Here is a 24,647-nt window from a genome sequence, read left to right on the forward strand (position 1 = left end):
CGAGAATGCCCGAAGCAGGCAAGCTCAGTCGTCCAGACCGAGCTTCTGCAGTCGGTAGCGCAGGCTGCGGAAGGAGATGCCCAGCTCCCGCGCCGCAGCCGTCTTGTTGCCGCCACAGGTCTCAATCGTCGACGTCAATACCTGGCGTTCGATAGCGTTCATGTAACCGTCGAGGTCGCCCCGAGCCGCGGTCAGTGGGGGCGGGGTCGACACAGCGGCATCCAGGGTTCGCTGCATCTCGGGGTTGCCCTCGGTGGGAACTGCGCCTGACCCGGTGTTGTTCGGGTGGCCCCGGCTGCTCTGATGTCCTTGCAGCTGCAGGTCACCGGCGTCGATGCTACTGCCCTCGGCGAGGGCCAGCGCGCGTTCCAGCATGTTTTCCAGTTCCCGGACATTGCCGGGAAAGGCGTAGTCCTGCAGCGTCGACAGGGCGGAAGGTGTCAGGCGCACGGCTTCGCTGGCGCCCAGCCGGAGAAGGAGAACCTCGACGAGTTGCGGCAGGTCTTCCCGATGCTCCCGCAGGGCCGGTATGTGCAAATCGATGACGTTGATGCGGTAGAAAAGGTCATTGCGGAAGCGCCCCGCTTCCACTTCACTGGCCAGGTGCCGGTGGGTGGCGCTGAGCAGGCGGATATCCGTTGCCTGCTCGCTCTGGGCACCGACCGGGCGCACGGCCTTTTCCTGGATTGCGCGCAGCAGTTTGACCTGCATGGGCAGGGGCAATTCGGCGATCTCGTCGAGGAAGAGCGTACCGCCCTCTGCTGCCTGGAACAGGCCCTGCTTGTCGCGACTGGCACCGGTAAAGCTTCCCTTCAGATGGCCAAAGAACTCGCTCTCCATCAGCTCGGGGGGGATGGCGCCGCAGTTCACAGCGATGAAGGGCCCCTCCGCAAGCGGCCCTTCGGCGTGGATCAGTCTGGCCACCACTTCCTTGCCCACCCCGGATTCGCCGTGAATATGCACCGGTGCCTGGCTGCGCGCGAGTTTGCGGATTTGCTGCCTCAAGCCCTGCATCGCAGGCGATTGCCCCACGAGTTGCAGGCGTGCGCCATTGGCAGTGGTGTTTGCGCTCCGCCGGGGCAGTTTCAGGGCTGTCTGCACCAGGCTGCGCAGGCGCTCGAGTTCGATCGGCTTGCTGATGAAGTCGAAAGCGCCTCCCTTGAGGGCCGAGATGGCAGTTTCCACACTGCCGTGCGCCGTGATAACCGCGACCGGCAGATCCGGGTACTCTCGCTGGATCAGCTCCACCAGGCTGATGCCATTGCCATCCGGAAGTCGCATGTCGGTCAGACAGAGATCCGGCGTGCGCTGCTGCAGCTGATGTCGCGCTTCCTGCAGGGTGGCGGCGCAGTGAGAGACGAGGCCCATCCGCTCCAGTGTGAGACTCAGCAGCTCGCGGATGTCGGGCTCATCGTCAACAATGAGGACGGACTGTGTGGTGCCCTGATTCATCGGAACCCCCGCGGGCTCAGTGTTATGCGGAAGCAGCTTTCGTCCTGTCCGGTTCTCCGGTAGCGCAGGCTGGCCCGGTTGATTTCACAGAGTTCCCGGCTCAGATAAAGGCCCATGCCACTCCCCTCGGTGACGGTGGTAAAAAAGGGTTCGAAGAGTTTGGGCTGGTCCTGCGGGGAGACACCCTCGCCGCGGTCCAGCACATCCAGCAGGCACTGACGCGTGGCCGGGTCGGTGTGAACCTCGACGCGAGCCGCCGCATTCCCGCCGGCCATCTTACTGTGACGCAGGGCATTGTCCAGCAGGTTGCCCAGGATCCGCCGCAGGTTCTCCGGGTCGAATTCAATCGTGAGATCGGGTTGCTCACAGTGGAAGTCTATGCGGGCGGGGTCCTGGAGTAGCGCCTGATAGCGTTGCAGGAAACCGGGGATCCATTCGGCGAGCCGAATGGGTGCGGGGCGCGGTGGCTCCCGGCGGGAGATCCGCATGATACTTTCGATGGTCTGGTTAACCCGCACGCTATGCTGCTGGATGATCTCAGCCAGTCGCTGGTCGGCGGGCTGCAGATCGGCTGACTCCTGCAGCAGCTGGGCAGCGTGACTGATGGCTCCCAGTGGGTTGCGGACCTCGTGGGCAATGCTGGCTGTCAGGCGCCCCAGCGAAGCCAGTTTGAGAGATTGTGCATACTGGGCCACGGGTCGGTGATCCTCGAGAAAAATCAGCGTGCTGGCTACCGCCTCCGGCCCCAGGTGCAGGAAGTGAGCGGTCACCAGGGGGCTGTCCTGGTTTACCTGGAAAGGTTCCGGGCGATGCTCACCGCTCAGCTGCCAGTCTCGGCATTGTCTCGCCAGTTCCGGGCTGTAGGTTGCCAGTGAGGTGGGCTCGGCGAGCGGGCGGTCGCGGTCGAGCGGCAGCAGTCTGCGTGCCGCCTCGTTGATCCGGCGCGCTTGCCCCCGATCGTCCAATAGCAGCACCCCGGCCTGCAGGTGCTGCACAATCTGTTCGTTCAGTCGCTGCAACTGGTGCAGGTCGGTCGCACGGCTGCGCGCCAGGGCCTCGGCGCGCCCCAGCCTCGAGGCGATCAGCTGGACCAGCAGCGACACCGCGAAGATCAGCAGGCCCAGCAGGCCCGCGGGCAAGAGGCCGTTCAGGTCCTGGGCCCCGCGAAGTATCAGCCACACGGTATCCAGCAGCGTCACCAGTACGCTGATTGCCGCCAGCAGGGTGGCAAGGATGCGCCGACTGAGCATGACCGCGCTGGCGGCGACGGTGATCACCATGAGCACCGGCAAGCCGCTGCTCATGCCGCCGCTGGTGTCGGCGAGCAGGGCAATGATGGTGATGTCTACCAGAAAAACGACAAACAGGCCGTGCTGGGAGAACTTCCAGTGGCGAAGGACGGCCACCAGCAGGAGCAGGGCCGTCGACAAGTAGCCCAGGGACCCCAGAAGGTAAAGGCCCGGGTTGAGGTGCCCCACGAGCTCGCGGGCGGTGGGGCTGACCAGCATGCTCAACAGCGCCACGGACAACAGCAAACGGTAGCCGGCATAGACACGCAGCAGCGCCAGGCTGTGCTGCGGCGGCGCGCTGGCGATGTGTGTCGATGGCGAGGTGAGCAGCGTCACTGTCAGTCTGTCCTGAATCCTGGCCATTTCAGTGTATCAGGAAGCACCGGGTGCGCGGGGCTGGCAGCGGGCTGCGCTTTCCCGGAAAATGGCTGGCTTGATCTGAGAGGACCGCAGCCCATGAGTACCCTGAACCTTCTGATGGCGCAGATGAACACCCTGGTAGGTGATTTTGAAGCGAATACCGATCGCGTGATCGAGATCATGCGCCGCGCGGAAGAAGAGCACAGCAGCCCGGTGATCGTATTCCCCGAGCTGACACTCAGTGGTTATCCCCCGGAGGATCTTCTCCTGCGCCCCAGCGTGGAGCTGCGGGTTGCCCGGTCACTGCGCCGCCTGTGTGAAGCCATGCAGGGCGACGCCTGGCTGGTGCTGGGCTTTCCCCGGCGCGAGGGGATTGTCCTTTACAACGCTGCTGCGGTCCTGCATCGGGGGGAAATCGTCGCCGAATACCACAAGCAGTGCCTGCCCAATTACCAGGTATTTGACGAGGTGCGCTATTTCCAGCCCGGCAGCGAGGCCTGTGTTGTCGATATCCAGGGTGTAGCCGTGGGTCTCACCATCTGCGAGGACATCTGGGAAACCGGCCCGGTACGGCAGGCGGCGGAGGCGGGCGCGGAGCTGATTCTCAACCTGAATTCCTCCCCCTATCACCGGGGCAAGCGGGTGGAACGCTGGGAGCTGGTGGCCGAGCGTGCCCGCAGCAGTCATTGCCCGATCGTCTACGTCAATCAGGTCGGCGGTCAGGATGAACTGGTCTTCGACGGCGGTTCCTTCGCCGTGGGTGCCAATGGCGCGTTGCGTGCGGCGGCACCCAATTTTGTCGAGGGAGAGTTCTGGCTACAGGCTTCCCGCGACGGTGATGCGGTGGTCTTGCACTGCGACGAGCCTCCCGCGGAGCCCCTCGATGAGCTGGAAGCGACCTGGCGGGCCCTGGTGCTTGGCTTGCGCGATTACGTCAACAAGAACCGCTTCCGCGGCGTGGTGCTGGGGCTGTCCGGCGGGATCGACTCGGCCCTGACTCTGGCTGTGGCGGTGGAGGCCCTGGGGCCGGAACGGGTCGAGGCTGTCATGATGCCCTTCCGCTACACCTCGTCGATGAGCGTGGAGGACGCCGCCGAGCAATCCCGTATGCTCGGGGTCAAGCACAGCGTGATTTCCATTGAGCCGACCTACGAGGCGTTCATGGATGGCCTGAGCGAGGAGTTTGCCGGTACCGAGGTGGATACCACCGAGCAGAACCTGCAGGCGCGCTGCCGTGGTGTTTTCCTGATGTCCATTTCCAACAAGAAAGGCCTGCTGGTCCTCACCACGGGCAACAAGAGTGAGTTGGCCGTGGGTTACTCGACGCTCTACGGTGACATGGCGGGGGGCTTCGACGTGCTCAAGGACGTGCCCAAGACCCTGGTCTTCGAGCTGGCGCGCTACCGTAACCGGCTGTCCCCCTGCGTGCCCCAGCGGGTCATCGACCGGCCGCCCTCGGCCGAGCTGGCGCCTGACCAGAAGGACGAGGACAACCTGCCGCCCTATCCGGTGCTGGACCGCATCCTCGAGCTGTACGTGGAGCAGGACTACAGCGCCGCGGCGATCATCGCCACCGGCCTGGATGCCGAGCAGGTCCACAAGGTGATCCGGCTGGTGGATCTCAACGAGTACAAGCGCCGCCAGGCCCCGATCGGGGTGCGCATCAGTCGTCGCGGTTTTGGTCGCGACCGGCGCTACCCGATTACCTCGGGCTGGACGCCGGGGGAGTAAATCAGTCGTAGAGCTCGCGGGTGTCGAATTGCGGCACCTCCGGCGGGTCGAACAGGCCGAAGGTGGCCTTGTTGACCCAGGAGCGTTCCTGGCCTTCGAGGGAGTAGTCGCTGCGGAAACGGCCGTTTTCGTCCAGCGCGGGGTAGCTCGGATAGTTCATGGCCAGCACCTCGATGGTGTCCTGGGCCAGGTCCTTCATCCCGAGCAGGATGTAACCCTGGGCCATGATGGCCAGGGCATCCGGCACCGCCGGGGTGCGCTGGAAGTTTTCCACCACGTAACGACCGCGGTTGGTGGCGGCGAGGTAGGCGCCGCGGCGGAAGTAGTAGTTGGCCACCAGGATTTCGTGCCGGGCCAGCAGGTTGCGCAGATGTACCATGCGCGCCCGCGCGTCCTCTGCATAGGGGCTGTCGGGGAAGCGGTTGACCAGCTGGGAGAACTCGGTGAAGGCCTCCCGGGCATGGGACATGTCGCGGCTGCTTTCATCCGTGGGCAGGAAGCGGTCGAACAGGTCGCCACCGGCACTGTAGGCTGCCAGCCCCTTCATGTAGTAAGCGTAGTCCACGCTGGGGTGCTGTGGGTGCAGGCGGATGAAGCGGTCGGCGGCTTCCACCGCGGCTTCCCGCTCATAGGCATTGTAGTGGGCGTAAATCAGCTCCAGCTGGGCCTGCTCGGCATAGCGGCCGAAGGGATAGCGGGATTCCAGCATCTGCAGGGCCCGTACCGCCAGACTGTAGTTGCGGCTGCGCAGGTAGCGCTGGGCCGTCTCGTACATCTGCTGTTCACCGGAGTCGGCAGTGATGCCGTCCACGTCATCGTTGCTGGCGCAGCCGGTGATCAGGAGGGCCAGCAGCAGAGCCGTGGCAAATTTGACTGTATTCAACAAGGTGGCAACCGCTTGCGTGTTAACATGAGTGAGTATGCGCAGGGCGTTATTTAACCACAGCGCCGTTGGCGCCGAAACAGGTATTCTGATGACAGAAAGGATCAGGCAACAGGCGGAGGTTCCCGACGGGCTGGCGGGCGAGCGTCTCGACCAGGCAGCGGCGCAGCTGTTTCCCGACTATTCCCGCTCGCGCCTGCAGGACTGGATCCGCAAGGGGGAGCTGCGCTGCGACGGGCGGGCGGTGAAACCCCGGGAAAAGGTCACACAGGGCGCCCTGCTGGAGCTGGACGCGCTGTGCGAGGAGGCGGTGAGCTGGGCCCCACAGCCGATTTCCCTGGACATCCTCTACGAGGACGAACACCTGCTGGTGCTCAACAAGCCGGCGGGGCTTGTGGTGCACCCCGCCGCCGGCCATGCCGACGGCACCCTGGTCAATGCCCTGATCCACCATGACCCGGCCTTTGCCCAACTGCCCCGGGGGGGGATTGTGCACCGCCTGGACCGGGAGACCTCGGGGGTGATGGTGGCGGCCAAGAGTCTGCTCGGTCATCACTCCCTGGTTGACCAGCTGCACGCCCGCAGCGTCAAGCGCCAGTACTGCGCCGTCTGCATCGGCGCCCTCACTGGCGGCGGCACGGTGGAGGCGCCCATTGGTCGCCATCCCCGGCAGCGGAAGAAAATGGCAGTGGTGGAGCAGGGCGGCAAGCCGGCGGTAACCCACTACCGGATTGCCCGGCGTTTTGCCCACCATACCCGGCTGGCGGTGAACCTGGAAACCGGCCGTACCCACCAGATTCGCGTGCACATGGCCTGGCGTCACTACCCGCTGGTTGGCGACCCGGTCTACGGCGGTCGCCCGCGGATTCCGCCGGGTGCCTCGCCCCGGCTGATAGAGACGCTGCGCGGCTTTGCTCGGCAGGCTCTGCACGCGGAATCCCTGGGGCTTTTGCACCCGGCGAGGGGCGAGCCGATGCAGTTCGACTGTCCACTGCCGGCGGATATCGCGGCTTTGCTGCAGGTTCTGGAGGAAGAGGATGCCATTGACACCGCCGTGCATCCTGCCTGACTGGCCGGCACCGGCCAATGTCCTGGCATTGGCGACGACGCGACAAGGCGGTGTCAGTACGCCGCCCTGGGACACGCTGAATCTGGGCGATCATGTTGGCGATGAGCCGTCTGCTGTCGACCAGAACCGATCCGCTTTGGGGCAATTGCTGCCGCCCGGCAGCCGGATTCAGTGGTTGCGTCAGGTACACGGCAATGTGGTGGTGCGCGCCGCCGGAGACGGGTTGCCTCCGTCAGCGGATGCCAGCTGGAGTGATCAGCCGGGCATGGCCTGTGCCGTGCTGACAGCCGACTGCCTGCCGCTGTTGCTGTGCGACCGGGCGGGTACGGCCGTTGCCGGTGTGCACGCGGGCTGGCGCGGGCTGCTGGCGGGGGTGATCGAGCAGACCGTTGCGACCATACCCGCAGCGCCCGCAAGCCTGCTCGCCTGGTTGGGCCCGGCTATCGGCCCGACGGCTTTTGAGGTGGGCAGCGAGGTGCGTGAGGCCTTCTGTGCGGCACCGGGTGCCAATGCGCGCGAGCACGCCTGTTTTCGCGTCTCTGCCCTGGCGGCAGACCATTGGGTGGCGGACCTCTACGCGCTGGCCAGGCTGCGTCTCTACCGGCTCGGTATTCAGGCCGTCTACGGGGGCGGTTATTGCACCGTCCGCGATTCCCGGCGCTTCTACTCCTATCGCCGCGACGGGCAAACCGGTCGCATGGCCAGCTTGATCCAGCTCAAGCCCGACTGAATTCCCTCTTTCCTTGACATGCCCCCACTTGAAACAGGGGCATTGCTGCCCCATAACTGTTGCCAGTGAAACTGTTATTGCCGGCGCCGTGTCTGCCGGCCAGGGAGATTGCAAGCAATGCGCATGGACAAATTGACCAACCCGCTGCAGAACGCGCTGGCGGATGCCCAGTCACTGGCATTGGGCAAGGACAACAACTTTATCGAACCGCTACACCTGCTGGCTGCCCTCCTGCAGCAGCAGGGCGGCACCGCGCGGCCCCTGCTGCAGAAGGCGGGTGCCGCCTTGCCGGCGCTCACCGCTGGCGTCAGTGCCGCGATCGAGGCGCTGCCGAAGGTCTCCGGCACCAGCGGCGATATCCACGTCTCCAACGACCTGGGGCGGATACTCAACGTCAGCGACAAGCTGGCCCAGCAGCAGGGGGACGCCTACATTTCCAGCGAGCTGGTGTTGCTGGCCATGCTCGAGACCAAGGGCAGCGCAGGCGATCTGCTGAAGAAGCACGGTGTGACCGCACTGGCTCTGCAGGGTGCGATTGAACAGGTACGTGGAGGGGAGTCCGTGCAGAATCCGGAAGCCGAGGAATCCAGGCAGGCGCTGGACAAATATACCATCGACCTGACAGCACGCGCCGAAGAGGGCAAGCTGGACCCGGTTATCGGCCGCGACGATGAAATCCGCCGCACGATCCAGGTCCTGCAGCGGCGCACCAAGAACAACCCGGTGCTGATCGGTGAGCCGGGCGTGGGCAAGACGGCGATTATCGAGGGCCTCGCTCAGCGCATCGTCAATGGCGAGGTGCCCGAGGGGCTCAAGGACAAGCGGGTGCTGTCCCTGGACATGGGTTCCCTGCTGGCCGGTGCCAAGTTCCGCGGCGACTTCGAGGAGCGCCTCAAGGCGGTGCTCAATGAGCTCTCCAAGCAGGAGGGCCGCATCATCCTGTTTATCGACGAGCTGCACACCATGGTCGGTGCCGGCAAGGCCGAGGGCTCCATGGATGCCGGGAACATGCTCAAGCCGGCCCTGGCCCGGGGCGAATTGCACTGCGTGGGTGCCACGACCCTGGATGAATACCGCAAGTACATCGAGAAAGATGCCGCCCTGGAGCGCCGTTTTCAGAAGGTGCTGGTGGACGAGCCCAATGAGGAAGACACCATCGCCATCCTGCGCGGTCTGAAGGAGCGCTACGAGGTGCACCACGGCGTGGACATCACCGACAGCGCCATCATCGCCGCCGCCAAGTTGTCCACCCGCTACATTACCGACCGCCAGCTGCCGGACAAGGCGATCGACCTGGTGGACGAGGCCGCCAGCCGCATTCGCATGGAGATCGACTCGAAGCCGGAATCCATGGATCGCCTGGAACGCCGCCTGATCCAGTTGAAGATGGAGCGCGAGGCGGTCAAGAAGGACTCCGACGAGGGCGCCAAAAAGCAGCTGGAGTTGCTCAACGAGCAGATCGAGAAGGTCGAGCGGGAGTACTCCGACCTGGAGGAGGTCTGGAAGGCGGAGAAGGCCTCCCTGCAGGGGGCGGCCCAGATCAAGAGCGAGCTGGAACAGGTCAAGCTGGACCTGGAGGCGGCGCGCCGTGCCGGCGACCTGACCCGCATGTCCGAGCTGCAGTACGGCAAAATGCCGGAACTGGAGAAGCAGCTCGCCGCCGCCCAGGAGGCGGAGACCGCCGAGCGCACGCTGCTGCGCAACAAGGTCACCGATGAGGAGGTTGCGGAGGTGGTCTCGCGCTGGACCGGCATTCCCGTGGCCAAGATGCTCGAGGGCGATCGCGACAAACTCCTGCGCATGGAAGACAGCCTGCATGCGCGGGTCGTGGGCCAGGACGAGGCGGTCAGGGCGGTCTCGGATGCCGTGCGCCGCAGCCGGGCCGGCCTCTCCGACCCCAACCGGCCCAATGGCTCCTTCCTTTTCCTCGGTCCCACCGGGGTGGGCAAGACCGAGCTGTGCAAGGCCCTGGCCGAGTTCCTGTTCGACAGCGAGCAGGCCATGGTGCGGGTGGACATGTCCGAGTTCATGGAGAAGCACTCGGTGGCGCGTCTGATCGGGGCGCCTCCGGGCTATGTCGGCTACGAGGAAGGCGGCTACCTGACCGAGGCGGTTCGCCGCCGGCCCTATTCGCTGCTCCTGCTGGACGAGGTGGAGAAGGCCCACCCCGATGTGTTCAATATCCTGCTCCAGGTGCTCGAGGACGGCCGTTTGACCGATGGCCAGGGTCGCACGGTGGACTTCCGCAATACGGTCATCGTGATGACCTCCAACCTGGGGTCGGATGTGATCCAGGAAATGGCGGGTGAGGAAAACTACAGCGCCATGAAGTCGGCGGTCATGGGTATTGTGGGCAGGCACTTCCGCCCGGAGTTCATCAACCGCATCGACGAGACAGTGGTCTTCCACCCACTGGCGGCGAGCCAGATCCGCGGCATCGCCGAGATCCAGCTGCAGTCACTCAAGAAGCGGCTGGCCGAACGCGATCTGCAGATCGAGATTAGCGATGCCTTCATGGAGCGCCTGGCCGAAGTCGGCTATGACCCGGTTTACGGCGCGCGACCCCTGAAGCGAGCCATCCAGCAGGAGCTGGAGAACCCCCTGGCCCAGCGCATCCTGTCGGGTGAGTTTGTCGCTGGCGATACCATTACCGTGGAGGTGGCAGGGGAGGAGACAGCCTTCGGGAAGCGGTGAATTCCCCGCGGGCCTGCGAGCAGCAGGGGGTAAGCAGCATGCCTCCGCGGGTCTCGCAGGCCTCTCCCGAGGGGTGCCCCGGGGCGTGATCTGCCTCAGGTTTTGGTGGATTTATGAGCAAATCCGCCCTGCCTCTGTCATGTCGTTCCCTGGACTGTGCTAAATTGGTTGCGTTGGCAGTTTCCAGAGGCGGGTAGCCTGGGCCCTCGAAAGGCCTGCAACCGGGTGGTGATGAACAGATCTTCTGACGGCTTTACCTTGATCGAGTTGATGGTGGTGATCGCCGTCGTCGCCATACTGTTGACCGTGGCCGGCCCCAGTTACCAGAAGCTGATTGAGCGCAACCGTCTCAAGGAGGCTTCCCAGGCGTTCAAGTCGGACCTGCAGTTTGCCCGCATGGAGGCGATAAAGCGCAGCCGGAATGTGTTTTTCTCGCGGACGGCAGGCAACGCGGGGAGCTGGTGTTATGGCATGGGAACGCTTGACTGTGACTGCGCGCAGACTGACACCACCGCCGCTGATTTCTGTGATATCAAACGCGTGGCGGGCGCGAGCTATCCGGTGGTGAGCCTCGCAGCGGGAGGGACGACCGAGTTCGACTTTCGCCGGGGGACCGCGACTGCCATGAGTTCCGTGCTGACCACTCTCCACTATGCGGCCCAGGTGCGCGTCAATGATGTCGGCCGGGCCGACGTCTGCGACCCGGATCCCATGCCGCTGGATGCCGATGGTGACCCCCTGGAGGGCCTCTATGGTAGCTGTGAATAAACGCCTGCCTTCAGCGCGGCTTGCCCCGCTCTATCCCCGGCAGCGGGGCTTCAGTCTCGTGGAACTGATGGTTTCCATTGTGCTGGGAATGGTTGTGGTTGGTGCAGCCGTGGCGGTGTATGTGGCAATGCTCCAGAGTTCCACCGGTACCGTGCGCACAGCCCGCCTGAACTACGATATGGGGTCGCTGGTGACCTACATGGCCAACGATATCCGCCGGGCAGGTTACTGGGGCGGGGCGGCAGTTGGGGCTGACCCCCTGCTGAATCCTTTCACCGCGGCGGCGGAAGATATCCAGATCCTGGCCGACTGGGACGGCAACGGTAACCCGTGCATCGTCTATAGTTATGATGCGGACAACGACGGTGCTCAGCAGGACAGCGAGCGCTTCGGTTTTCGCCTCAACGACGATGGCAGTATCGGCATGCGCATGGATGGTACGGTGCTGGCGAGCTGTTCCGACGATGACGGAACCTGGGAGCGTGTGACGGTGCAAGACAATTCCGAGGTCGTGCAGGTGACCGATCTGCAGTTTAGCTTCGAGCCGCTTACCGCTGACAACGACGGTAGTGACGGTGCTGGCCCATATCCGGTACAGCCACAGTCCAGCTGGTGTGACAATATTGACGACAGCGTGCCGGAAGAGGCTTCTGCGCCGGACTGCAGTGGCCTGACCACGGCACCCAGCGCCGGCGATGCGCTGGTCGTACGACGGCTGGTGAACATGCGCATGACCGGGCAGGCAGGCCGCGACACCGAAATCAGCCGTTCACTGGCAACCACCGTCAAACTGGCCAACGACCGCCTGTTCAGGCAGCCCTGAGGTAGACCATGAAACGCGTGTCTCGCTATAGATCACCGGCAGCCCAGAGCGGTGCGGTCAGCCTTTTGACGGCGCTGATTCTGGTTATCGCGGTCACCTTGCTGGCGCTGTTCAGCGCCCGCATCGTGGTCAACGAGACGCGCGTCGCTGCGAGTGATTACCGTACCAGCCAGGCTGTGGAGGCGGCCATGGCCGCGCTGGATGAGGGTATGGCTGCATTTAATGCCAATGGGGCCACGATCGACCCCGCGTTTGCTGCACCCACGCAGGCGCAGCTGGATACCCTGACGGCCAACTGCACTGCCACGCCGCCCACGGCGGCGACCACCAACGCCCAGGAAGTTGGCATTCCCAGCCTGGCAGCACCTGCGACCCTGGGGCTGTACTACTATGCCAATACTGTTGCCGGGGGCGATCGTTGCGGCGCCAATGGTGAGGACGATGCCGGGACGATTGTTGCCATGGGCTGGAGTGACGATTGCAGTGCCCGGCGCACGATATCTGCCTGTCTCGGCAGTGTGCCGATCTTTCGTGACGGCAATGGGCCCAAACAGCCGTTTATTACCGGGGCGGGGATTGGGGTTTTCGGTAATGCCAGCATTATCAACCGCTATACCAATATCTCTATCTGGGCGGGTGACAGTACAGCGATCTCCGGCGCCTCCTTCGCGACCTATTTACGTCCCTCTTACACCTCCATCACGGACTACACCGCTGCGGAGCTTCAAGACAATGACCCCAGCAACAATGCTCAGCTGGTGTCCAACCGGAATTCAGGCTTCGGCGTCGATGTGGTGCTTGGCGATGTCAGCTTGGCCAACCTGACCGACAATGAGTTTTTCGGGCTGTTTTTTGCCCAGAACAAACAGGCCATGAAAGATTTGGCGGAAACGGGCGGCAACCGCCTGGATCCCGGCACCGCCCCGCCGCCCAATGGCGCTGAAGTTACCTCGGGATTGTATTGGATTGGCAGCTCTGCCGATCCCATGGGGCTGGATGGCGATAGCGGGAATGACCGGGGCGGCTCGACCTCCATCGGGGGCAATAACGTCTATGGCTCCGTCGAGGAGCCACTGGTCCTGATTTTCAATGGTGACCTCGCCCTTTCCGGCGGGGTGGAAATCTACGGTCTTGTCTATGTGACCGGGCAGCTGAAAGTCACTGGTACCGCGACGGTCTACGGCGCGGTAGTCAGTGAAAATGGCCCCAACGCAGGGGGCGGCACCCTGAACATCGTGTATGTTCCCTTCGGGGGTGATAGCGGCTTGAACGAACCGCGTGTGGATGATTCGGGTGTCATCATCCCCGGTTCCTGGCGCGACTGGTAAGGCCTCGGTTGAGGTACGGAGACTGGCCATGAAAAACCTGGGCTTGCGAAAATTGAATACCGGTATCGGCATCATCGAGGTGCTGATAACGACGCTGGTGATTGCCCTCGGTCTGCTGGCCGTGGCCCGTTTCCAGCTGGGTATTGTCGGGGAAAGCCGCGACAACAAGGCGATGGTGGAAGCCAGAAGCTACTGTGAGAGTGGCATAGAGGACATGCGCCGGGTCATGTCCCGCGGCGAATTCGGCGTCGGCGGTCCCCTCGCGGAAAACCTCGCCCCGACAGCGGAAACCTTTAGCGGCAAGAGTGCCAGCTTTTCGCGTACGCTGGTGGTCGAGAATCTGCCGCAGCCCGGGGTCACATCGGAGGACGACGTCCGGCAGAAACGCATCACCGCCACCTGCAGCTGGGAGGATGGTGAGGTCGAGTTGCAGACTGTCATGTCCCTTCACGACGCGACCAATTCCGCGCTTGCCACCAACCTCGGTGGTGGGGGCGGGCCGGCATTGTCGCCAAGCCTGAACGCCGGCTCTTCCGATGACATCTCCGAATCCGTCCCCCTGGAGGCGGGCGATGAAGGTTACGGTTCCCCCGGCCAGGTGGTGTTGATTGACGATGAGTATTACATCGTCGAGCAGTCGGGCCTGAGCGCCTCCAAGAGCCAGGCATGCAGCGCAATATCCCCCGTGGTTCTGCCCTTTGAAAATGGGCTCCGAGCCCGCCGCGTGGATAACGATGGCTACGAGGGCCTCGAGGCAATTGAGCTTTTTGAGGTGGTCGAAGATGAGGGTACCGAATTCTGTGTGCCGCGCGTTCGTTTCAATGGCGGTGTCGTGATTCCCATGCGGGGTATCGTTCATTCCCGCATCAGTGGCACCGACAAAGGCAGCTACCTCCCTGTCGAACTGTTTACACTGAACGTGTCCGAGAGCGGTACCTATTGCGTTTTCGACCCTGACGAGGGGACCACCAGCGCACCTTATACCTGCTACGTGGGTGGCAACTGTGCGCATGGGCCCGAGGGTAACGACGACGAAGATTTTACCCAGTGCCCGACCACACGCCCGGCAAATATTCTCTCCACCGTGGGCGAGGGGGGCTGGCGCGGCCGGATTGGTCTGCTCAATGTTGCGAGCGAGGGCTATAACGTCTGCTTTTTTGAAGAGGTCGAGACCGACACGGATTCAACCCGGGATACTGCTCGCGATTATTTTTCCTATACCACTGGACCTGATAATGCCCTGGGCACTGTCGACGATCGTCACCAGGGGATTAACAAGCCCTATGCCTGCCATGACCTGCTGATCGTTGACGGGGTTTCCAACCCCAATCACTCGGCATTGCGCAAGGCCTGTAAAGCCCAGGCGGAAACGATAGGTGGCCTTCGCCTGGCATCGAAGGTCATCCGCCGGGACGTCGGCGGTGGTACCTACAATAATGTCTACGATCCCGTTGTGGATATTTCCAATTGTTCAGAGCTTCCGGGTACGGATTATCTGATTACCGGTAACCTGGTGAACCAGATTGGTTCGCCTCAAGTGGTGGTTTCTGCAGGTGGTTTGACCTGGCAGTGTGATGTCGATGTTGGCAGTTATTCTTGTGAAATCACCACGACAGAAGATAGCGCCCAGATTTCGGGTGTGCAGTCCGGTCAGAGTTATCCGGATCCGCCATGCAGTGTTTCGCTCGATCCAGCTACACCCACGGTGAGTGGCTGCACGATAACGTTCCCGGAAAGCACAGATCCCACGTATCGTGTCTCCGGCTTTATTTTTGGAGCACAAGCAGCGACCGAAATTTCCGCGTCAGGTGGGTTAAGCTCACTGGACGTCGTGGTCGATAATACGACTATCGGATGCACGGCGGGAGAGTATTCCGATCCTGACCCCGCTTTTCCTGATTCCTCTGGCGGACGCCCCTATGAGTGCTCGTTCACAACGTCCGCGCCCGCTGTTGCTGAGGAAAAAACGGTCCAGCTTTTTGCGGATCCGCAATCCAGCTATAGTGTGGACTTCATAGATGGGGCCAGTGGCATCATGGACCTGTTTATTTACGATGGTGAAGATCCACGACAAATAGCGGGTCCTGATCTCTCAGTCGCGCTGGTAGCAACCTATGAGCTGTCGGGTTCGATCAGTATTGGCGATATCGGCAGCGGTGAGGTGGACCCCGCGGTGAACCCGCTTGAATCCATCACCTGTACGCTCCAGGATCCCAATGGCGGCTGGAAGAAGAACACCTCGGGCTCCTACAGTTGCGTGCTGCCTGCTGGGGACAGGACGGTAACCTACTCCATTTCTCCAAAGTGCTCCCCGGCCAAAGGAAATAAACCGTCCTACAAGTATGTGATTAGCGGCGGGTCGGCTTCCTCAGACTCGGGCAGTCTCACACTGGATATTACTGTAAACAGTAATCTGACCCGCAACATCACAATTTCATTGAGTGATACCCCCTGTGGCTGAATACGCCCGGGAGCGATCTAGGGAGTCGATGTGAGGTCTGAGAACAGGGGGTTCACCCTCATCGAGCTGATGATTGTCGTCGCAGTTGTCGGCATTTTGATGGCGATTGCCGTGCCGGCCTACCAAGACAGCGTGCGCAGTGCACGTCGTTCGGACGCTCTCGCGGCGCTGGGGGATGCGCAGTTGCGCCAGGAAAAGTTCCGCAGCAACTGCCCGCACTACGCCCAGGGCCTGGCTGCTTCAAGGGTCTGCAACCTCGCGGACCCGAGCAATTCCACCATGGTGCTGGATGCGGAGTCCCCGGACGGTTACTACACCCTCTCTATCGAAGCGGCGGACGCGTCGAGCTACACGATCAGGGCGACCGGGAAGAACGGTCAGCAGAAAGATCAGAAATCCGGGCTGGATTGCCGCTTTATCGAGGTCGACCAGGACGGCATCTATACACCTGCCGGTTGCGCCAAGCGCTAGACCGTAACGGCTCGAAGGCAGAGAGGGGCGGCACTATTCGCAGTGTTGCTCGATCAGTGCTTCCGACTCCCGCATCATCTCCAACCGCTGCTCGTCATCGATGTATTCCATGTCACCCTGGTCGTTACGAACCTGCAGGCGCGCGTAGTTGCGCAGGGCTTCCAGGTTCTCCCGCGCCCGCGCACAGATCTCGCTGCTCTTGAAGCCTTCGGATTCGGGGCGGCTGCTCACGGGCTGGAACTCGTTGCCAACCCGTGGCTTCACTTCCGGAGGGACGGCGCCCTGTTCGGGGGAGACAACCCGTTTCAGGCTGGACTGGGAGGAAATGACTTCGTAGCCGATACCGCGCGGGGGCGGGCGATCGCTGTAAACCGGATTGCCACGATCATCCAGCCAGCGGTAGAGATTCTCCCCGGCAAAGGCCAGGGTAGACCCGGTCAGGGCGGTCGCCACAAGCAAGGCCCCCGCCCGCAGCTGCCAACTTCGTAAGGCTGTACGGCGCATGTTCAAGATCTCCCAGCCGGGTACGCGGTTAAAGTAACCCATGGACAGGGTGGGTGCAATTGCCGCGGTTAGCGGATGCCCGCACTCGGGAAGACTCCCGGCCTGTTGACACCGCTGCCCTATGACCAAATAATAAGCAGGTCTCATCAGTGGTAACGACTACCGCCGGGTACCCCCGGTCTCTGGTTCACTGCAGCGTTGTCATGATTCGTTGCAGCTGTTGATGGGTCCCGTATCCAGCCCGTGCCGTATTGGCGGGGTTGGGGGCCAGACACTGCGCTACCTCGCAGGGCGACCGATGCACGGGTTCGTGATCGTTTTCCTCAGCGGATAGCCTTGCCGGGTATCCCGGGAGGTGGTTGCGAGCAGTGCACTGCGCCTTGAAGGGGGTGGCGTCGCCAGCCGGCACCGGTTCCAGGTGCTCCAGCAGCAACGTCCACACAGACATCCGAAACCGCACGGGCGAGGGTATCGCGCCGGTGCCTGTTGATCGGGAGAACGACCGTGGAGTTGTTATCGGGGGGCGAGATGATCGCCCGGGCCCTCGAGGACGAGGGCGTTGAGTATATTTTCGGTTACCCGGGTGGGGCCGTCCTGCACATCTACGATGCGCTGTTCAAGAACTGTCAGGTGCCCCATGTGCTGGTGCGCCATGAGCAGGCGGCCACCCACGCGGCGGACGGCTATGCGCGCGCAACTGGCAAGCCGGGCGTGGTACTGGTGACCTCCGGCCCGGGCGCCACCAATGCCGTAACAGGTATCGCCACTGCCTACATGGACTCGATTCCGATGGTCGTGTTTTCCGGCCAGGTGGCTTCGCACCTGATCGGTGAGGACGCCTTCCAGGAAACCGACATGGTCGGCATTTCGCGGCCCATCGTGAAGCACAGCTTCATGGTTCGCCGGACCGAGGATCTGCCGGCTACCATCAAGAAGGCTTTCCATATCGCGACAACCGGGCGCCCCGGTCCGGTGGTGATCGATATTCCCAAGGACATCACCCGCCCGGATGCCAAGTTTGAATACGAGTATCCGGACTCGGTCAAAATACGGTCCTATTCACCCGCCCAGCGCGGTCATACCGGGCAGATCCGCAAGGCAGTCAAGTTGCTGTTAAGTGCCAAGCGCCCGGTCATCTACAGTGGCGGCGGTGTCATCCAGGGCGAGGCCAGCGAGCTACTCACGGCACTGGCGCGCAAGCTGAATTACCCGGTTACCAATACGCTTATGGGGCTGGGTGCCTATCCGGGCTCCGACCGCCAGTTCCTGGGCATGCTCGGTATGCACGGTTTTTACGAGGCTAACATGGCCATGCATCACAGCGATGTGATCCTGGCCGTGGGTGCGCGCTTCGATGATCGGGTTACCAATACCGTCTCCAAGTTTTGCCCGGGCGCCAAGATCATCCATATCGATATCGATCCGACCTCCATTTCCAAGACGGTGGCGGCGGATATTCCGATCGTCGGCCCGGTGCAGTCAGTGCTGCAGGACCTGATTGACGGTATTGATCTGTTGCGGGAAAAGGAGCCGGCTCTGCCGGACAGTGGCGCGCTGGCGCGCTGGTGGAAACAGATCGATGAGTGGCGCGAGAAGCACGGCTTGTGGCACGGCCGCCGCTACGGCGAAAGTGATCGCATCATGCCCCAGCAGGTTATCGAAAGTCTGTATCGGGTGACCCGCGGTGATGCCTATGTCACCTCTGATGTCGGTCAGCACCAGATGTTCGCTGCCCAGTACTACAAGTTTGACCAGCCGCGGCGCTGGATCAACTCCGGGGGGCTGGGCACCATGGGCTTTGGTCTGCCGGCGGCGATTGGCGCCAAGCTGGCCTTCCCCGACAAGCATGTCGCCTGCGTCACCGGCGAAGGCAGTATCCAGATGAATATCCAGGAGCTGTCCACCTGCACCCAGTACAACACGCCAGTGAAGATCATCAACCTGCGCAACAACTACCTGGGCATGGTCAAGCAGTGGCAGGACATGCAGTACGAGGGGCGCTACGCCATGAGCACCTACGAGGACTCGCTGCCCGATTTCGTCAAGTTGGTGGAGGCCTACGGCCACGTGGGCATGCAGATCACCCGGCTGGATGAACTGGATGCGCGGATGGAGGAAGCCTTCGCCATGGAGGATCGTCTCGTTTTCCTCGACATCTTCATTGACCCCATGGAGCACGTGTATCCCATGCACATCGCTCCCAACGGCGCGATGAAGGACATGTGGCTGAGCAAGAACGAGAGGACCTGAGGCATGCGACGTATCATTTCCATACTGCTGGAAAACGAGCCCGGCGCGCTGTCCCGGGTGGTTGGCCTGTTCGCCCAGCGCGGCTATAACATCGAGACGCTCAACGTGGCGCCTACCGAGGATGCCACACTGTCGCGACTGACCCTCACCACCATTGGTGATGACCGGGTCATGGAGCAGATCACCAAGCAGCTGAACAAGCTGGTGGACGTGGTTAAGCTCGTCGATCTGACCGAGGGCGCCCATATTGAGCGCGATCTGATGTTGATCAAGGTGCGTGCGGTGGGCGGCAGTCAACGCGATGAGATCAAGCGCAGCACGGACATCTTTCGCGGCCAGATCGTGGATGTCGCCCCCAATACCTACACCATTCAGCTGGTGGGAACGGGGGAGAAGCTGGATGCCTTTGTGGCGGCCATGGCGGACGCGGAAATTCTCGAGGTGGTGCGTTCCGGTATTGCCGGCATATCACGCGGGGAAAAAATCCTGCGGCTCTAGTGCAACAGGCGTGAGCCGACAAAAAAAGGGGCCCCGAGGGGCCCCTTTTTCATGCTGGGAGTCGCGTCACTCAGACGATGCTTTTCATCGCCGTCATGTAGCCGCGCAGACGCTTGCCTACGGTTTCCACCGGGTGAGAGCGGATCTTCTCGTTGACTGCGATCAGTTCGCGGTTGTCCACCCCGTTGTCAGCGCCAATCCCCTTGCCGATCACATCGGTGTCGATGTTGGCCATGAAATCCGCCAGCAGCGGACGGCAGGCGTGATCGAAGAGGTAGCAACCGTACTCGGCGGTGTCCGAGATCACCACGTTCATTTCGTAGAGCTTGCGCCTGGCAATGGTGTTGGCGATCAGCGGGGTTTCGTGCAGCGACTCGTAGTAAGCCGACTCGGCGATGATGCCGGAGGCCACCATGGTCTCAAAGGCCAGTTCCACCCCAGCCTTGACCATGGCCACCATCAGGATGCCGTGATCGTAGAACTCCTGCTCGCTGATATCAGCATCGGTGCTGGGCGTTTTCTCGAAGGCAGTCTCCGCGGTGGCCGCGCGCCATTTCAGCAGGTTGGCGTCGTCGTTGGCCCAGTCTTCCATCATGGTCCGGGAGAAGTACCCGGTCATGATGTCGTCCTGGTGCTTCTCGTAGAGCGGACGCATGATGACCTTCAGTTCTTCCGCCAGGTAGTAGGCGCGCAGTTTCGCCGGGTTGGACAGGCGGTCCATCATGTTGGTGATACCGCCGTGCTTCAGGCCTTCGGTCACGGTTTCCCAGCCATACTGGATCAACTTGGACGCGTAGCCGGGCTCAATGCCTTTCTCGATCATCTTGTCGAAGCAGAGAATGGAGCCGGTCTGCAGCATGCCGCAGAGGATGGTCTGCTCGCCCATCAGGTCGGATTTCACTTCGGCGACAAAAGAGGACTCCAGCACGCCCGCGCGATGGCCGCCGGTGCCGGCGGCATAGGCCTTGGCCAGCTCCAGGCCTTCACCCTGGGGATCGTTTTCCACATGGACCGCGATCAGGGTCGGAACACCAAAGCCACGCTTGTATTCTTCGCGCACTTCGGTGCCGGGGCACTTGGGTGCCACCATGATGACGGTGATGTCGTCGCGGATCTGCATGCCTTCTTCCACGATATTGAAGCCGTGGGAGTAGGAGAGGCAGCTGCCCTGTTTCATCAGCGGCATGACTTCACTGACCACGGCGCTGTGCTGCTTGTCGGGGGTCAGGTTGAGCACCATGTCCGCCGAGGGGATCAGTTCCTGGTAGGTGCCGACAGTGAAGCCGTTCTCGGTGGCGTTTTTCCAGGACTGGCGCTTCTCGCTGATGGCGCTTTCGCGCAGGGCATAGGAGACGTCGAGGCCACTGTCGCGCAGGTTCAGGCCCTGGTTCAGGCCCTGGGCGCCACAGCCAATGATAACCAGCTTCTTGCCGCGCAGTTTTTCCACGCCATCGGCGAATTCGGACAGGTCCATGAAGCGGCATTTGCCCAGCTGCTGCAGCTGCTCGCGCAGCGACAGGGTGTTGAAATAGTTCTGACCCATGATGTTTTCCTCCTGGGGGATGGTTGGACGGCCGCACATTACGCCTTTTCAGGAGTTGCGTAAAACGCTAAATTTGTGAAATAGAATTGCGTTAGGAGCAAATGTTATGGAAATGCGGTCCCTGCAGGTGTTCCTTTCGGTGGCGGATACCCTGAACTTCAGTCGCAGTGCCGAACTGATGCACCTCAGCGTCAGTGCCGTGAGTCGCACCGTGCAGCGACTGGAAGAAGAGCTGGACCAGTGCCTGCTGGAGCGCGACAAGCGAAGCATGCGCCTGACTCCGGCCGGTCGTACCTTCCGGGACTACGCCCAGCGTGCCCTGGCCGAGTGGCAGAGCCTGCGTGGGCAGCTACGCGGAGACCGGCAGTTGGTGGGGGAAGTCAACCTGTTCTGCTCGGTGACAGCGGTGTACAGCATACTGGCGCCGATTCTCGAGGCCTTCCGGCTGCAGCATCCGGCGGTCGAGATTCTGTTGCACACGGGGGATCAGGCTGACGGTATCGCACGGGTTCTGAGCGGGCGCGAAGATCTGGCGGTGACGGGGCGCCCGGAGCCACTGTCGCCGCGACTGGCTTTCCTCTCCCTGCTGCAATCGCCCATGCTGATGCTGATGCCGGCCGCGGACTGTGCCGTACGCCGCAGTGTTCTGGCCGGAGACCCGGCTTCGGCGGATTTCGACTGGTCCGGCATCCCCTTCATTGTGCCCGAGCGGGGCGTGACCAAGGGCTTGTTTGACCAGTGGATGGCGCGCCGCAGTGCCCAGCCCAGAATCTACGCGCAGGTCGCCGGGCACGAGGCCATCGTCGCCATGGTGGGGCTGGGTCTGGGGGTGGGGATCGCCCCGGAACTGGTGGTGCGCGCCAGTGGCATGGCCGAGCGCGTCACGCCCATAGCGGTGTGGGAACCCTTGCCGGCGCTGGATATCGGCTTGTGCAGCTTGCAGTCCCGACTCGAGGATCCGCGGGTCAAGGCGCTCCGGGAGGTGGCTCAGCAGACGACCCAGCAGCGCCTTTGATATACTGCGTGCTCATTTGGCAGCGGGTAATGGCATGACGGATCGTCAATCAGTCGAGGAGCAGGGGCGCGAGGCGGAGCCTCGCGGGCACAGCGTCACGCCACCGCTGGATCTGCTTGTGGACGATCACGAGGAGGAAGTTTCCGAGGACGGCAAGACGGTTCGTCGCAAAGGGGTCTACCTGCTGCCGAACCTGGTCACCACGGCGGCCCTGTTTGCCGGCTTCTACGCGGTGATCGCGGCGATGCGGGGCAATTTCGAGGAAGCCGCCATCGCTATATTTTTCGCGCTGGTCTTTGACGGCCTCGACGGCCGCATCGCCCGATTGACGAATACCACCAGCAAGTTCGGGGCCGAATACGATTCGTTGTCGGATATGGTGTCCTTCGGTGTGGCGCCGGCCCTGGTGATGTTCAGCTGGGCGCTGGGTGAGCTTGGCAGCTTTGGCTGGAGTTCGGCCTTTATCTATGTAGCCTGTGCGGCACTGAGGCTGGCGCGTTTCAACACGCGGGTGGACACGGCGGACAGTCACTATTTCACGGGACTGGCCAGTCCGGCGGCCGCGGCCATCATCGCCAGTACGGTCTGGGTCTGTCACGACCTGGGTTGGGTCGGTGAAGCCCTCCCGGGGGAAGTGGCCTTTCTGGTGGGGTGCCTGACCGGCATCGTCGGGGTACTAATGGTGACCAATGTTCCCTACTACAGCTTCAAGGGCATCGACTTCCGCGGGCGGGTACCCTTTGTGGTGATCCTCGCGGTGGTTCTGGCTTTTAGTCTGGTGACGCTGGATCCACCCTTGATCTTCCTCGGTGCATTTCTGCTCTATGCGGCTTCGGGGCCATTGATGCTGCTCAAGCGCAAACGGCCAGGACCGGAGGAGCGCGCGTCCAGCTGATGTCCGCCCCGGGCGGGGAACTCCCGGGGCTGTGTGGCCTCAGACAGGTTACAAGCCCCATGCGACCCGGGAGGCCGTTTCCATGGCCAGACGACTTCAATATCCAGTCATTCCTTCCTCCGAGATCACGCCGGAATCGGTTTACCTGAGGCGGCGCTCCCTGCTCAAGGCGGGGATTGTCGGCGCATCGGCGGCAGTGGCGACGGGCCCCGCCTGGGGTGATCCCGCCACCGGCGGCGAGCCGCTGGACTACCGGCCGGCAAAGCCGGGCAATCCGCTGGCCTACACGGAGGAGGCGCTGACGCCCTACGGGGATATTACCCGCTACTGCAACTTTTACGAGTTCGGCACCGGCAAGGAAGACCCCGCCCGATATGCCCACGAGATGACTGTGGATCCGTGGTCGATAGAGGTCGGTGGCGCGGTGGCGCGGCCTGGCAAGTTGCACCTAGAAGACCTGCTCAGTCGTGTTGACCTGGAGGAGAGAATCTATCGGTTGCGCTGCGTGGAGGCCTGGTCGATGGTCATCCCCTGGGTGGGTTTTCCCCTGCACGCGCTGTTGGATCGGTTCCAGCCGCTGGGCAGCGCGCGCTTTGTAGCCTTCCGGACACTGTATCGTCGTGAGGAAATGCGTGGCACGCGCTCTTTCAGCAGCATTATCGACTGGCCCTACCGCGAGGGCCTGCGTCTGGATGAAGCGCGGCACCCCTTGACCCTGCTGGCGGTTGGCCTGTATGGCAAGACCTTGCCCAACCAAAATGGTGCGCCACTCCGGCTGGTGGTGCCCTGGAAGTACGGGTTCAAAAGCATCAAGTCCATTGTGCGAATCGACCTGCTCGAGGAGCAGCCTGCCACCTCCTGGCAGTCCCTGGCCCCGGAAGAGTACGGTTTCTACGCCAATGTGAATCCGGAGGTGGATCACCCACGCTGGAGTCAGAAGTTCGAGCGTCGCTTGCCCTCGTCGTTCCTGCGGCCGAACCGCATTCCCACGCAGCTTTTCAATGGGTACGCGGAACAGGTGGCCAGTCTCTACCGCGACATGGACCTGACGCGGTACTACTGAGTGAGGCGGCTTCCCACAGGCGGGGTACTGTTTGTTGTCTGCGCCGCGCCCCTGGCCTGGCTTGCCTGGGGGGTTATCGCCAACAGCCTGGGTCCGGACCCGGTCCAGGTGGTCATGCAGGGGACTGGGGTCTGGGCGCTGCGTTTCCTCTTGTTGACCCTCTGCATCACACCTTTGCGTCGTTGGTTCGGGCGTCCCGCAATAATTCGGCATCGGCGACAGCTGGGCTTGTGGATGTTCAGTTACGCCACGCTGCACCTGGCACTTTTTGCCCAGGCCTATGTTGGATGGTCGGCACCACTGTTGTGGGAGGAGTTGGCCGAGCGACCCTACATCACGGTTGGATTTGCCGCCTGGGCGCTGCTGCTACCCCTGGCGCTGACATCCTCGCGAGGCGCGCAGCGCAAATTGCGTCGGCGCTGGCTGCAGTTGCACCGTTTGATCTATCTGGCACTCGTGTTCGCCTGTCTGCATCTCTGGTGGCAGGTGCGATCAGACGCCGGGGAGGCGCTCTTCTACAGCGCGGTCGCTTTGCTGCTATTGGGGCTGCGCCTTTACTGGCGAATTAATGAGCGAAAGCGAGCGCGTTCTGCCTAGAATCTGTACAGAATACGCAGATTTTTGCCCTGCCACGAAAATATTTGGCAAAGAGGCTTGCGCACCCCCGGGCCGCTGCGTATAGTTCGCGTCCTCTTGAGGCGACATGCAAAACGGCGCTGAGGGAGGCGGCTAGAAAGCCTTGTGATTCAATCACTTGGGTGTATCTAGTCGGGCGCAGGCCGGAAGGCTCTCGCAGGGAAGTGAAGCGGAAACATTTTCA

Annotated in this window: 20 protein-coding genes; 15 read left to right on the plus strand and 5 right to left on the minus strand. The window is 62.4% G+C overall.

Annotation, left to right across the window (positions count from 1 at the left end):
* Positions 1 to 24 precede the first annotated feature (24 nt).
* Both ACYVGS_RS15255 and ACYVGS_RS15260 read right to left on the minus strand, forming a co-directional pair.
* Positions 25 to 1,452 carry a sigma-54-dependent transcriptional regulator gene (locus ACYVGS_RS15255; RefSeq protein ID WP_460589540.1) on the minus strand — a complete coding sequence of 476 codons (1,428 nt, stop codon included), beginning with the start codon at positions 1,450 to 1,452 and terminating at the stop codon, positions 25 to 27.
* Positions 1,449 to 3,077, minus strand: a complete 1,629-nt coding sequence (locus tag ACYVGS_RS15260; protein ID WP_460589541.1) for a sensor histidine kinase — start codon at positions 3,075 to 3,077, stop codon at positions 1,449 to 1,451. The genes ACYVGS_RS15255 and ACYVGS_RS15260 overlap by 4 nt, the downstream gene beginning before the upstream one ends.
* A 120-nt stretch (positions 3,078 to 3,197) precedes the next feature.
* Here ACYVGS_RS15260 and ACYVGS_RS15265 point away from each other — a divergent pair, with 120 nt between their 5' ends.
* Positions 3,198 to 4,832, plus strand: coding sequence for a glutamine-dependent NAD(+) synthetase (locus ACYVGS_RS15265; RefSeq protein WP_460589542.1), 1,635 nt, complete (start codon positions 3,198 to 3,200; stop codon positions 4,830 to 4,832).
* A gap of 1 nt (position 4,833) precedes the next feature.
* Here ACYVGS_RS15265 and ACYVGS_RS15270 read toward each other — a convergent pair whose 3' ends face one another.
* Positions 4,834 to 5,718 (minus strand): outer membrane protein assembly factor BamD, encoded by an 885-nt coding sequence (locus ACYVGS_RS15270; protein ID WP_460589543.1) that lies wholly within the window; start codon positions 5,716 to 5,718, stop codon positions 4,834 to 4,836.
* Positions 5,719 to 5,806: 88 nt separating this feature from the next.
* Here ACYVGS_RS15270 and rluD point away from each other — a divergent pair, with 88 nt between their 5' ends.
* From rluD to ACYVGS_RS15310, 8 genes are all read left to right on the plus strand, one after another.
* Complete coding sequence (rluD, locus tag ACYVGS_RS15275; protein ID WP_460589544.1) at positions 5,807 to 6,784, plus strand: RluD family protein; 978 nt, start codon at positions 5,807 to 5,809, stop codon at positions 6,782 to 6,784.
* Positions 6,753 to 7,514 (plus strand): purine nucleoside phosphorylase YfiH/LACC1 family protein, encoded by a 762-nt coding sequence (gene pgeF / locus ACYVGS_RS15280; protein WP_460589545.1) that lies wholly within the window; start codon positions 6,753 to 6,755, stop codon positions 7,512 to 7,514. The genes rluD and pgeF overlap by 32 nt, the downstream gene beginning before the upstream one ends.
* 117 nt (positions 7,515 to 7,631) lie before the next feature.
* Positions 7,632 to 10,208 carry an ATP-dependent Clp protease ATP-binding subunit gene (clpB, locus tag ACYVGS_RS15285; RefSeq protein ID WP_460589546.1) on the plus strand — a complete coding sequence of 859 codons (2,577 nt, stop codon included), beginning with the start codon at positions 7,632 to 7,634 and terminating at the stop codon, positions 10,206 to 10,208.
* 231 nt (positions 10,209 to 10,439) lie between these two features.
* Positions 10,440 to 10,976 (plus strand): GspH/FimT family pseudopilin, encoded by a 537-nt coding sequence (locus tag ACYVGS_RS15290; RefSeq protein ID WP_460589547.1) that lies wholly within the window; start codon positions 10,440 to 10,442, stop codon positions 10,974 to 10,976.
* Complete coding sequence (locus ACYVGS_RS15295; protein ID WP_460589548.1) at positions 10,960 to 11,799, plus strand: prepilin-type N-terminal cleavage/methylation domain-containing protein; 840 nt, start codon at positions 10,960 to 10,962, stop codon at positions 11,797 to 11,799. Before ACYVGS_RS15290 ends, ACYVGS_RS15295 begins: the two co-directional genes overlap by 17 nt.
* Before the next feature lie 98 nt (positions 11,800 to 11,897).
* Positions 11,898 to 13,127 carry a hypothetical protein gene (locus ACYVGS_RS15300; RefSeq protein WP_460589549.1) on the plus strand — a complete coding sequence of 410 codons (1,230 nt, stop codon included), beginning with the start codon at positions 11,898 to 11,900 and terminating at the stop codon, positions 13,125 to 13,127.
* A 28-nt stretch (positions 13,128 to 13,155) separates the two neighbouring features.
* Positions 13,156 to 15,588 (plus strand): type IV pilus modification PilV family protein, encoded by a 2,433-nt coding sequence (locus tag ACYVGS_RS15305; RefSeq protein WP_460589550.1) that lies wholly within the window; start codon positions 13,156 to 13,158, stop codon positions 15,586 to 15,588.
* A gap of 30 nt (positions 15,589 to 15,618) precedes the next feature.
* Entirely contained in the window at positions 15,619 to 16,059 is a 441-nt protein-coding gene (locus tag ACYVGS_RS15310; RefSeq protein ID WP_460589551.1) for a type IV pilin protein, read from the plus strand.
* Positions 16,060 to 16,092: 33 nt separating this feature from the next.
* Here the strand turns inward: ACYVGS_RS15310 and ACYVGS_RS15315 are convergent, their stop codons facing one another.
* Positions 16,093 to 16,563: a DUF4124 domain-containing protein gene (locus tag ACYVGS_RS15315; RefSeq protein ID WP_460589552.1), complete on the minus strand. Its 471-nt coding sequence runs from the start codon at positions 16,561 to 16,563 to the stop codon at positions 16,093 to 16,095.
* A 504-nt stretch (positions 16,564 to 17,067) separates the two neighbouring features.
* Here ACYVGS_RS15315 and ACYVGS_RS15320 point away from each other — a divergent pair.
* Entirely contained in the window at positions 17,068 to 18,813 is a 1,746-nt protein-coding gene (locus tag ACYVGS_RS15320) for an acetolactate synthase 3 large subunit (RefSeq protein ID WP_460589553.1), read from the plus strand.
* 3 nt (positions 18,814 to 18,816) lie between these two features.
* Positions 18,817 to 19,311, plus strand: coding sequence for an acetolactate synthase small subunit (ilvN, locus tag ACYVGS_RS15325; RefSeq protein WP_460589554.1), 495 nt, complete (start codon positions 18,817 to 18,819; stop codon positions 19,309 to 19,311).
* A 70-nt stretch (positions 19,312 to 19,381) separates the two neighbouring features.
* Here the strand turns inward: ilvN and ilvC are convergent, their stop codons facing one another.
* Positions 19,382 to 20,854 carry an NADP-dependent ketol-acid reductoisomerase gene (ilvC, locus tag ACYVGS_RS15330; protein WP_460589555.1) on the minus strand — a complete coding sequence of 491 codons (1,473 nt, stop codon included), beginning with the start codon at positions 20,852 to 20,854 and terminating at the stop codon, positions 19,382 to 19,384.
* 106 nt (positions 20,855 to 20,960) lie between these two features.
* Between ilvC and ilvY the strand changes: the two genes are divergently transcribed.
* The 4 genes from ilvY to ACYVGS_RS15350 all read left to right on the plus strand — a co-directional run bounded on the left by ilvY (position 20,961) and on the right by ACYVGS_RS15350 (position 24,424).
* Entirely contained in the window at positions 20,961 to 21,869 is a 909-nt protein-coding gene (ilvY, locus tag ACYVGS_RS15335) for an HTH-type transcriptional activator IlvY (RefSeq protein WP_460589556.1), read from the plus strand.
* Between the two features lie 34 nt (positions 21,870 to 21,903).
* On the plus strand, positions 21,904 to 22,764 hold the full coding sequence (gene pssA / locus ACYVGS_RS15340; protein ID WP_460589557.1) for a CDP-alcohol phosphatidyltransferase family protein: 861 nt from the start codon (positions 21,904 to 21,906) through the stop codon (positions 22,762 to 22,764).
* 82 nt (positions 22,765 to 22,846) lie between these two features.
* Positions 22,847 to 23,827, plus strand: a complete 981-nt coding sequence (gene msrP, locus ACYVGS_RS15345; RefSeq protein WP_460589558.1) for a protein-methionine-sulfoxide reductase catalytic subunit MsrP — start codon at positions 22,847 to 22,849, stop codon at positions 23,825 to 23,827.
* Positions 23,828 to 24,424 carry a protein-methionine-sulfoxide reductase heme-binding subunit MsrQ gene (locus ACYVGS_RS15350; protein WP_460589559.1) on the plus strand — a complete coding sequence of 199 codons (597 nt, stop codon included), beginning with the start codon at positions 23,828 to 23,830 and terminating at the stop codon, positions 24,422 to 24,424.
* The last annotated feature ends 223 nt before the right edge of the window (positions 24,425 to 24,647 follow it).

The sequence above is a fragment of the Haliea atlantica genome, assembly GCF_054779855.1.

What these genes read in the sequence shown, in the direction of transcription:
- ACYVGS_RS15265 (WP_460589542.1), top strand. Translation starts at nt 3,198, where the DNA reads ATGAGTACCCTGAACCTTCTGATGGCGCAGATGAACACCCTGGTAGGT.
- rluD (WP_460589544.1), top strand. Translation starts at nt 5,807, where the DNA reads ATGACAGAAAGGATCAGGCAACAGGCGGAGGTTCCCGACGGGCTGGCG.
- pssA (WP_460589557.1), top strand. Translation starts at nt 21,904, where the DNA reads ATGACGGATCGTCAATCAGTCGAGGAGCAGGGGCGCGAGGCGGAGCCT.
- msrP (WP_460589558.1), top strand. Translation starts at nt 22,847, where the DNA reads ATGGCCAGACGACTTCAATATCCAGTCATTCCTTCCTCCGAGATCACG.
- pgeF (WP_460589545.1), top strand. Translation starts at nt 6,753, where the DNA reads ATGCCATTGACACCGCCGTGCATCCTGCCTGACTGGCCGGCACCGGCC.
- ilvN (WP_460589554.1), top strand. Translation starts at nt 18,817, where the DNA reads ATGCGACGTATCATTTCCATACTGCTGGAAAACGAGCCCGGCGCGCTG.
- ilvC (WP_460589555.1), bottom strand. Translation starts at nt 20,854, where the DNA reads ATGGGTCAGAACTATTTCAACACCCTGTCGCTGCGCGAGCAGCTGCAG.
- ACYVGS_RS15315 (WP_460589552.1), bottom strand. Translation starts at nt 16,563, where the DNA reads ATGCGCCGTACAGCCTTACGAAGTTGGCAGCTGCGGGCGGGGGCCTTG.
- ACYVGS_RS15295 (WP_460589548.1), top strand. Translation starts at nt 10,960, where the DNA reads ATGGTAGCTGTGAATAAACGCCTGCCTTCAGCGCGGCTTGCCCCGCTC.
- clpB (WP_460589546.1), top strand. Translation starts at nt 7,632, where the DNA reads ATGCGCATGGACAAATTGACCAACCCGCTGCAGAACGCGCTGGCGGAT.
- ACYVGS_RS15305 (WP_460589550.1), top strand. Translation starts at nt 13,156, where the DNA reads ATGAAAAACCTGGGCTTGCGAAAATTGAATACCGGTATCGGCATCATC.
- ACYVGS_RS15290 (WP_460589547.1), top strand. Translation starts at nt 10,440, where the DNA reads ATGAACAGATCTTCTGACGGCTTTACCTTGATCGAGTTGATGGTGGTG.
- ilvY (WP_460589556.1), top strand. Translation starts at nt 20,961, where the DNA reads ATGGAAATGCGGTCCCTGCAGGTGTTCCTTTCGGTGGCGGATACCCTG.
- ACYVGS_RS15255 (WP_460589540.1), bottom strand. Translation starts at nt 1,452, where the DNA reads ATGAATCAGGGCACCACACAGTCCGTCCTCATTGTTGACGATGAGCCC.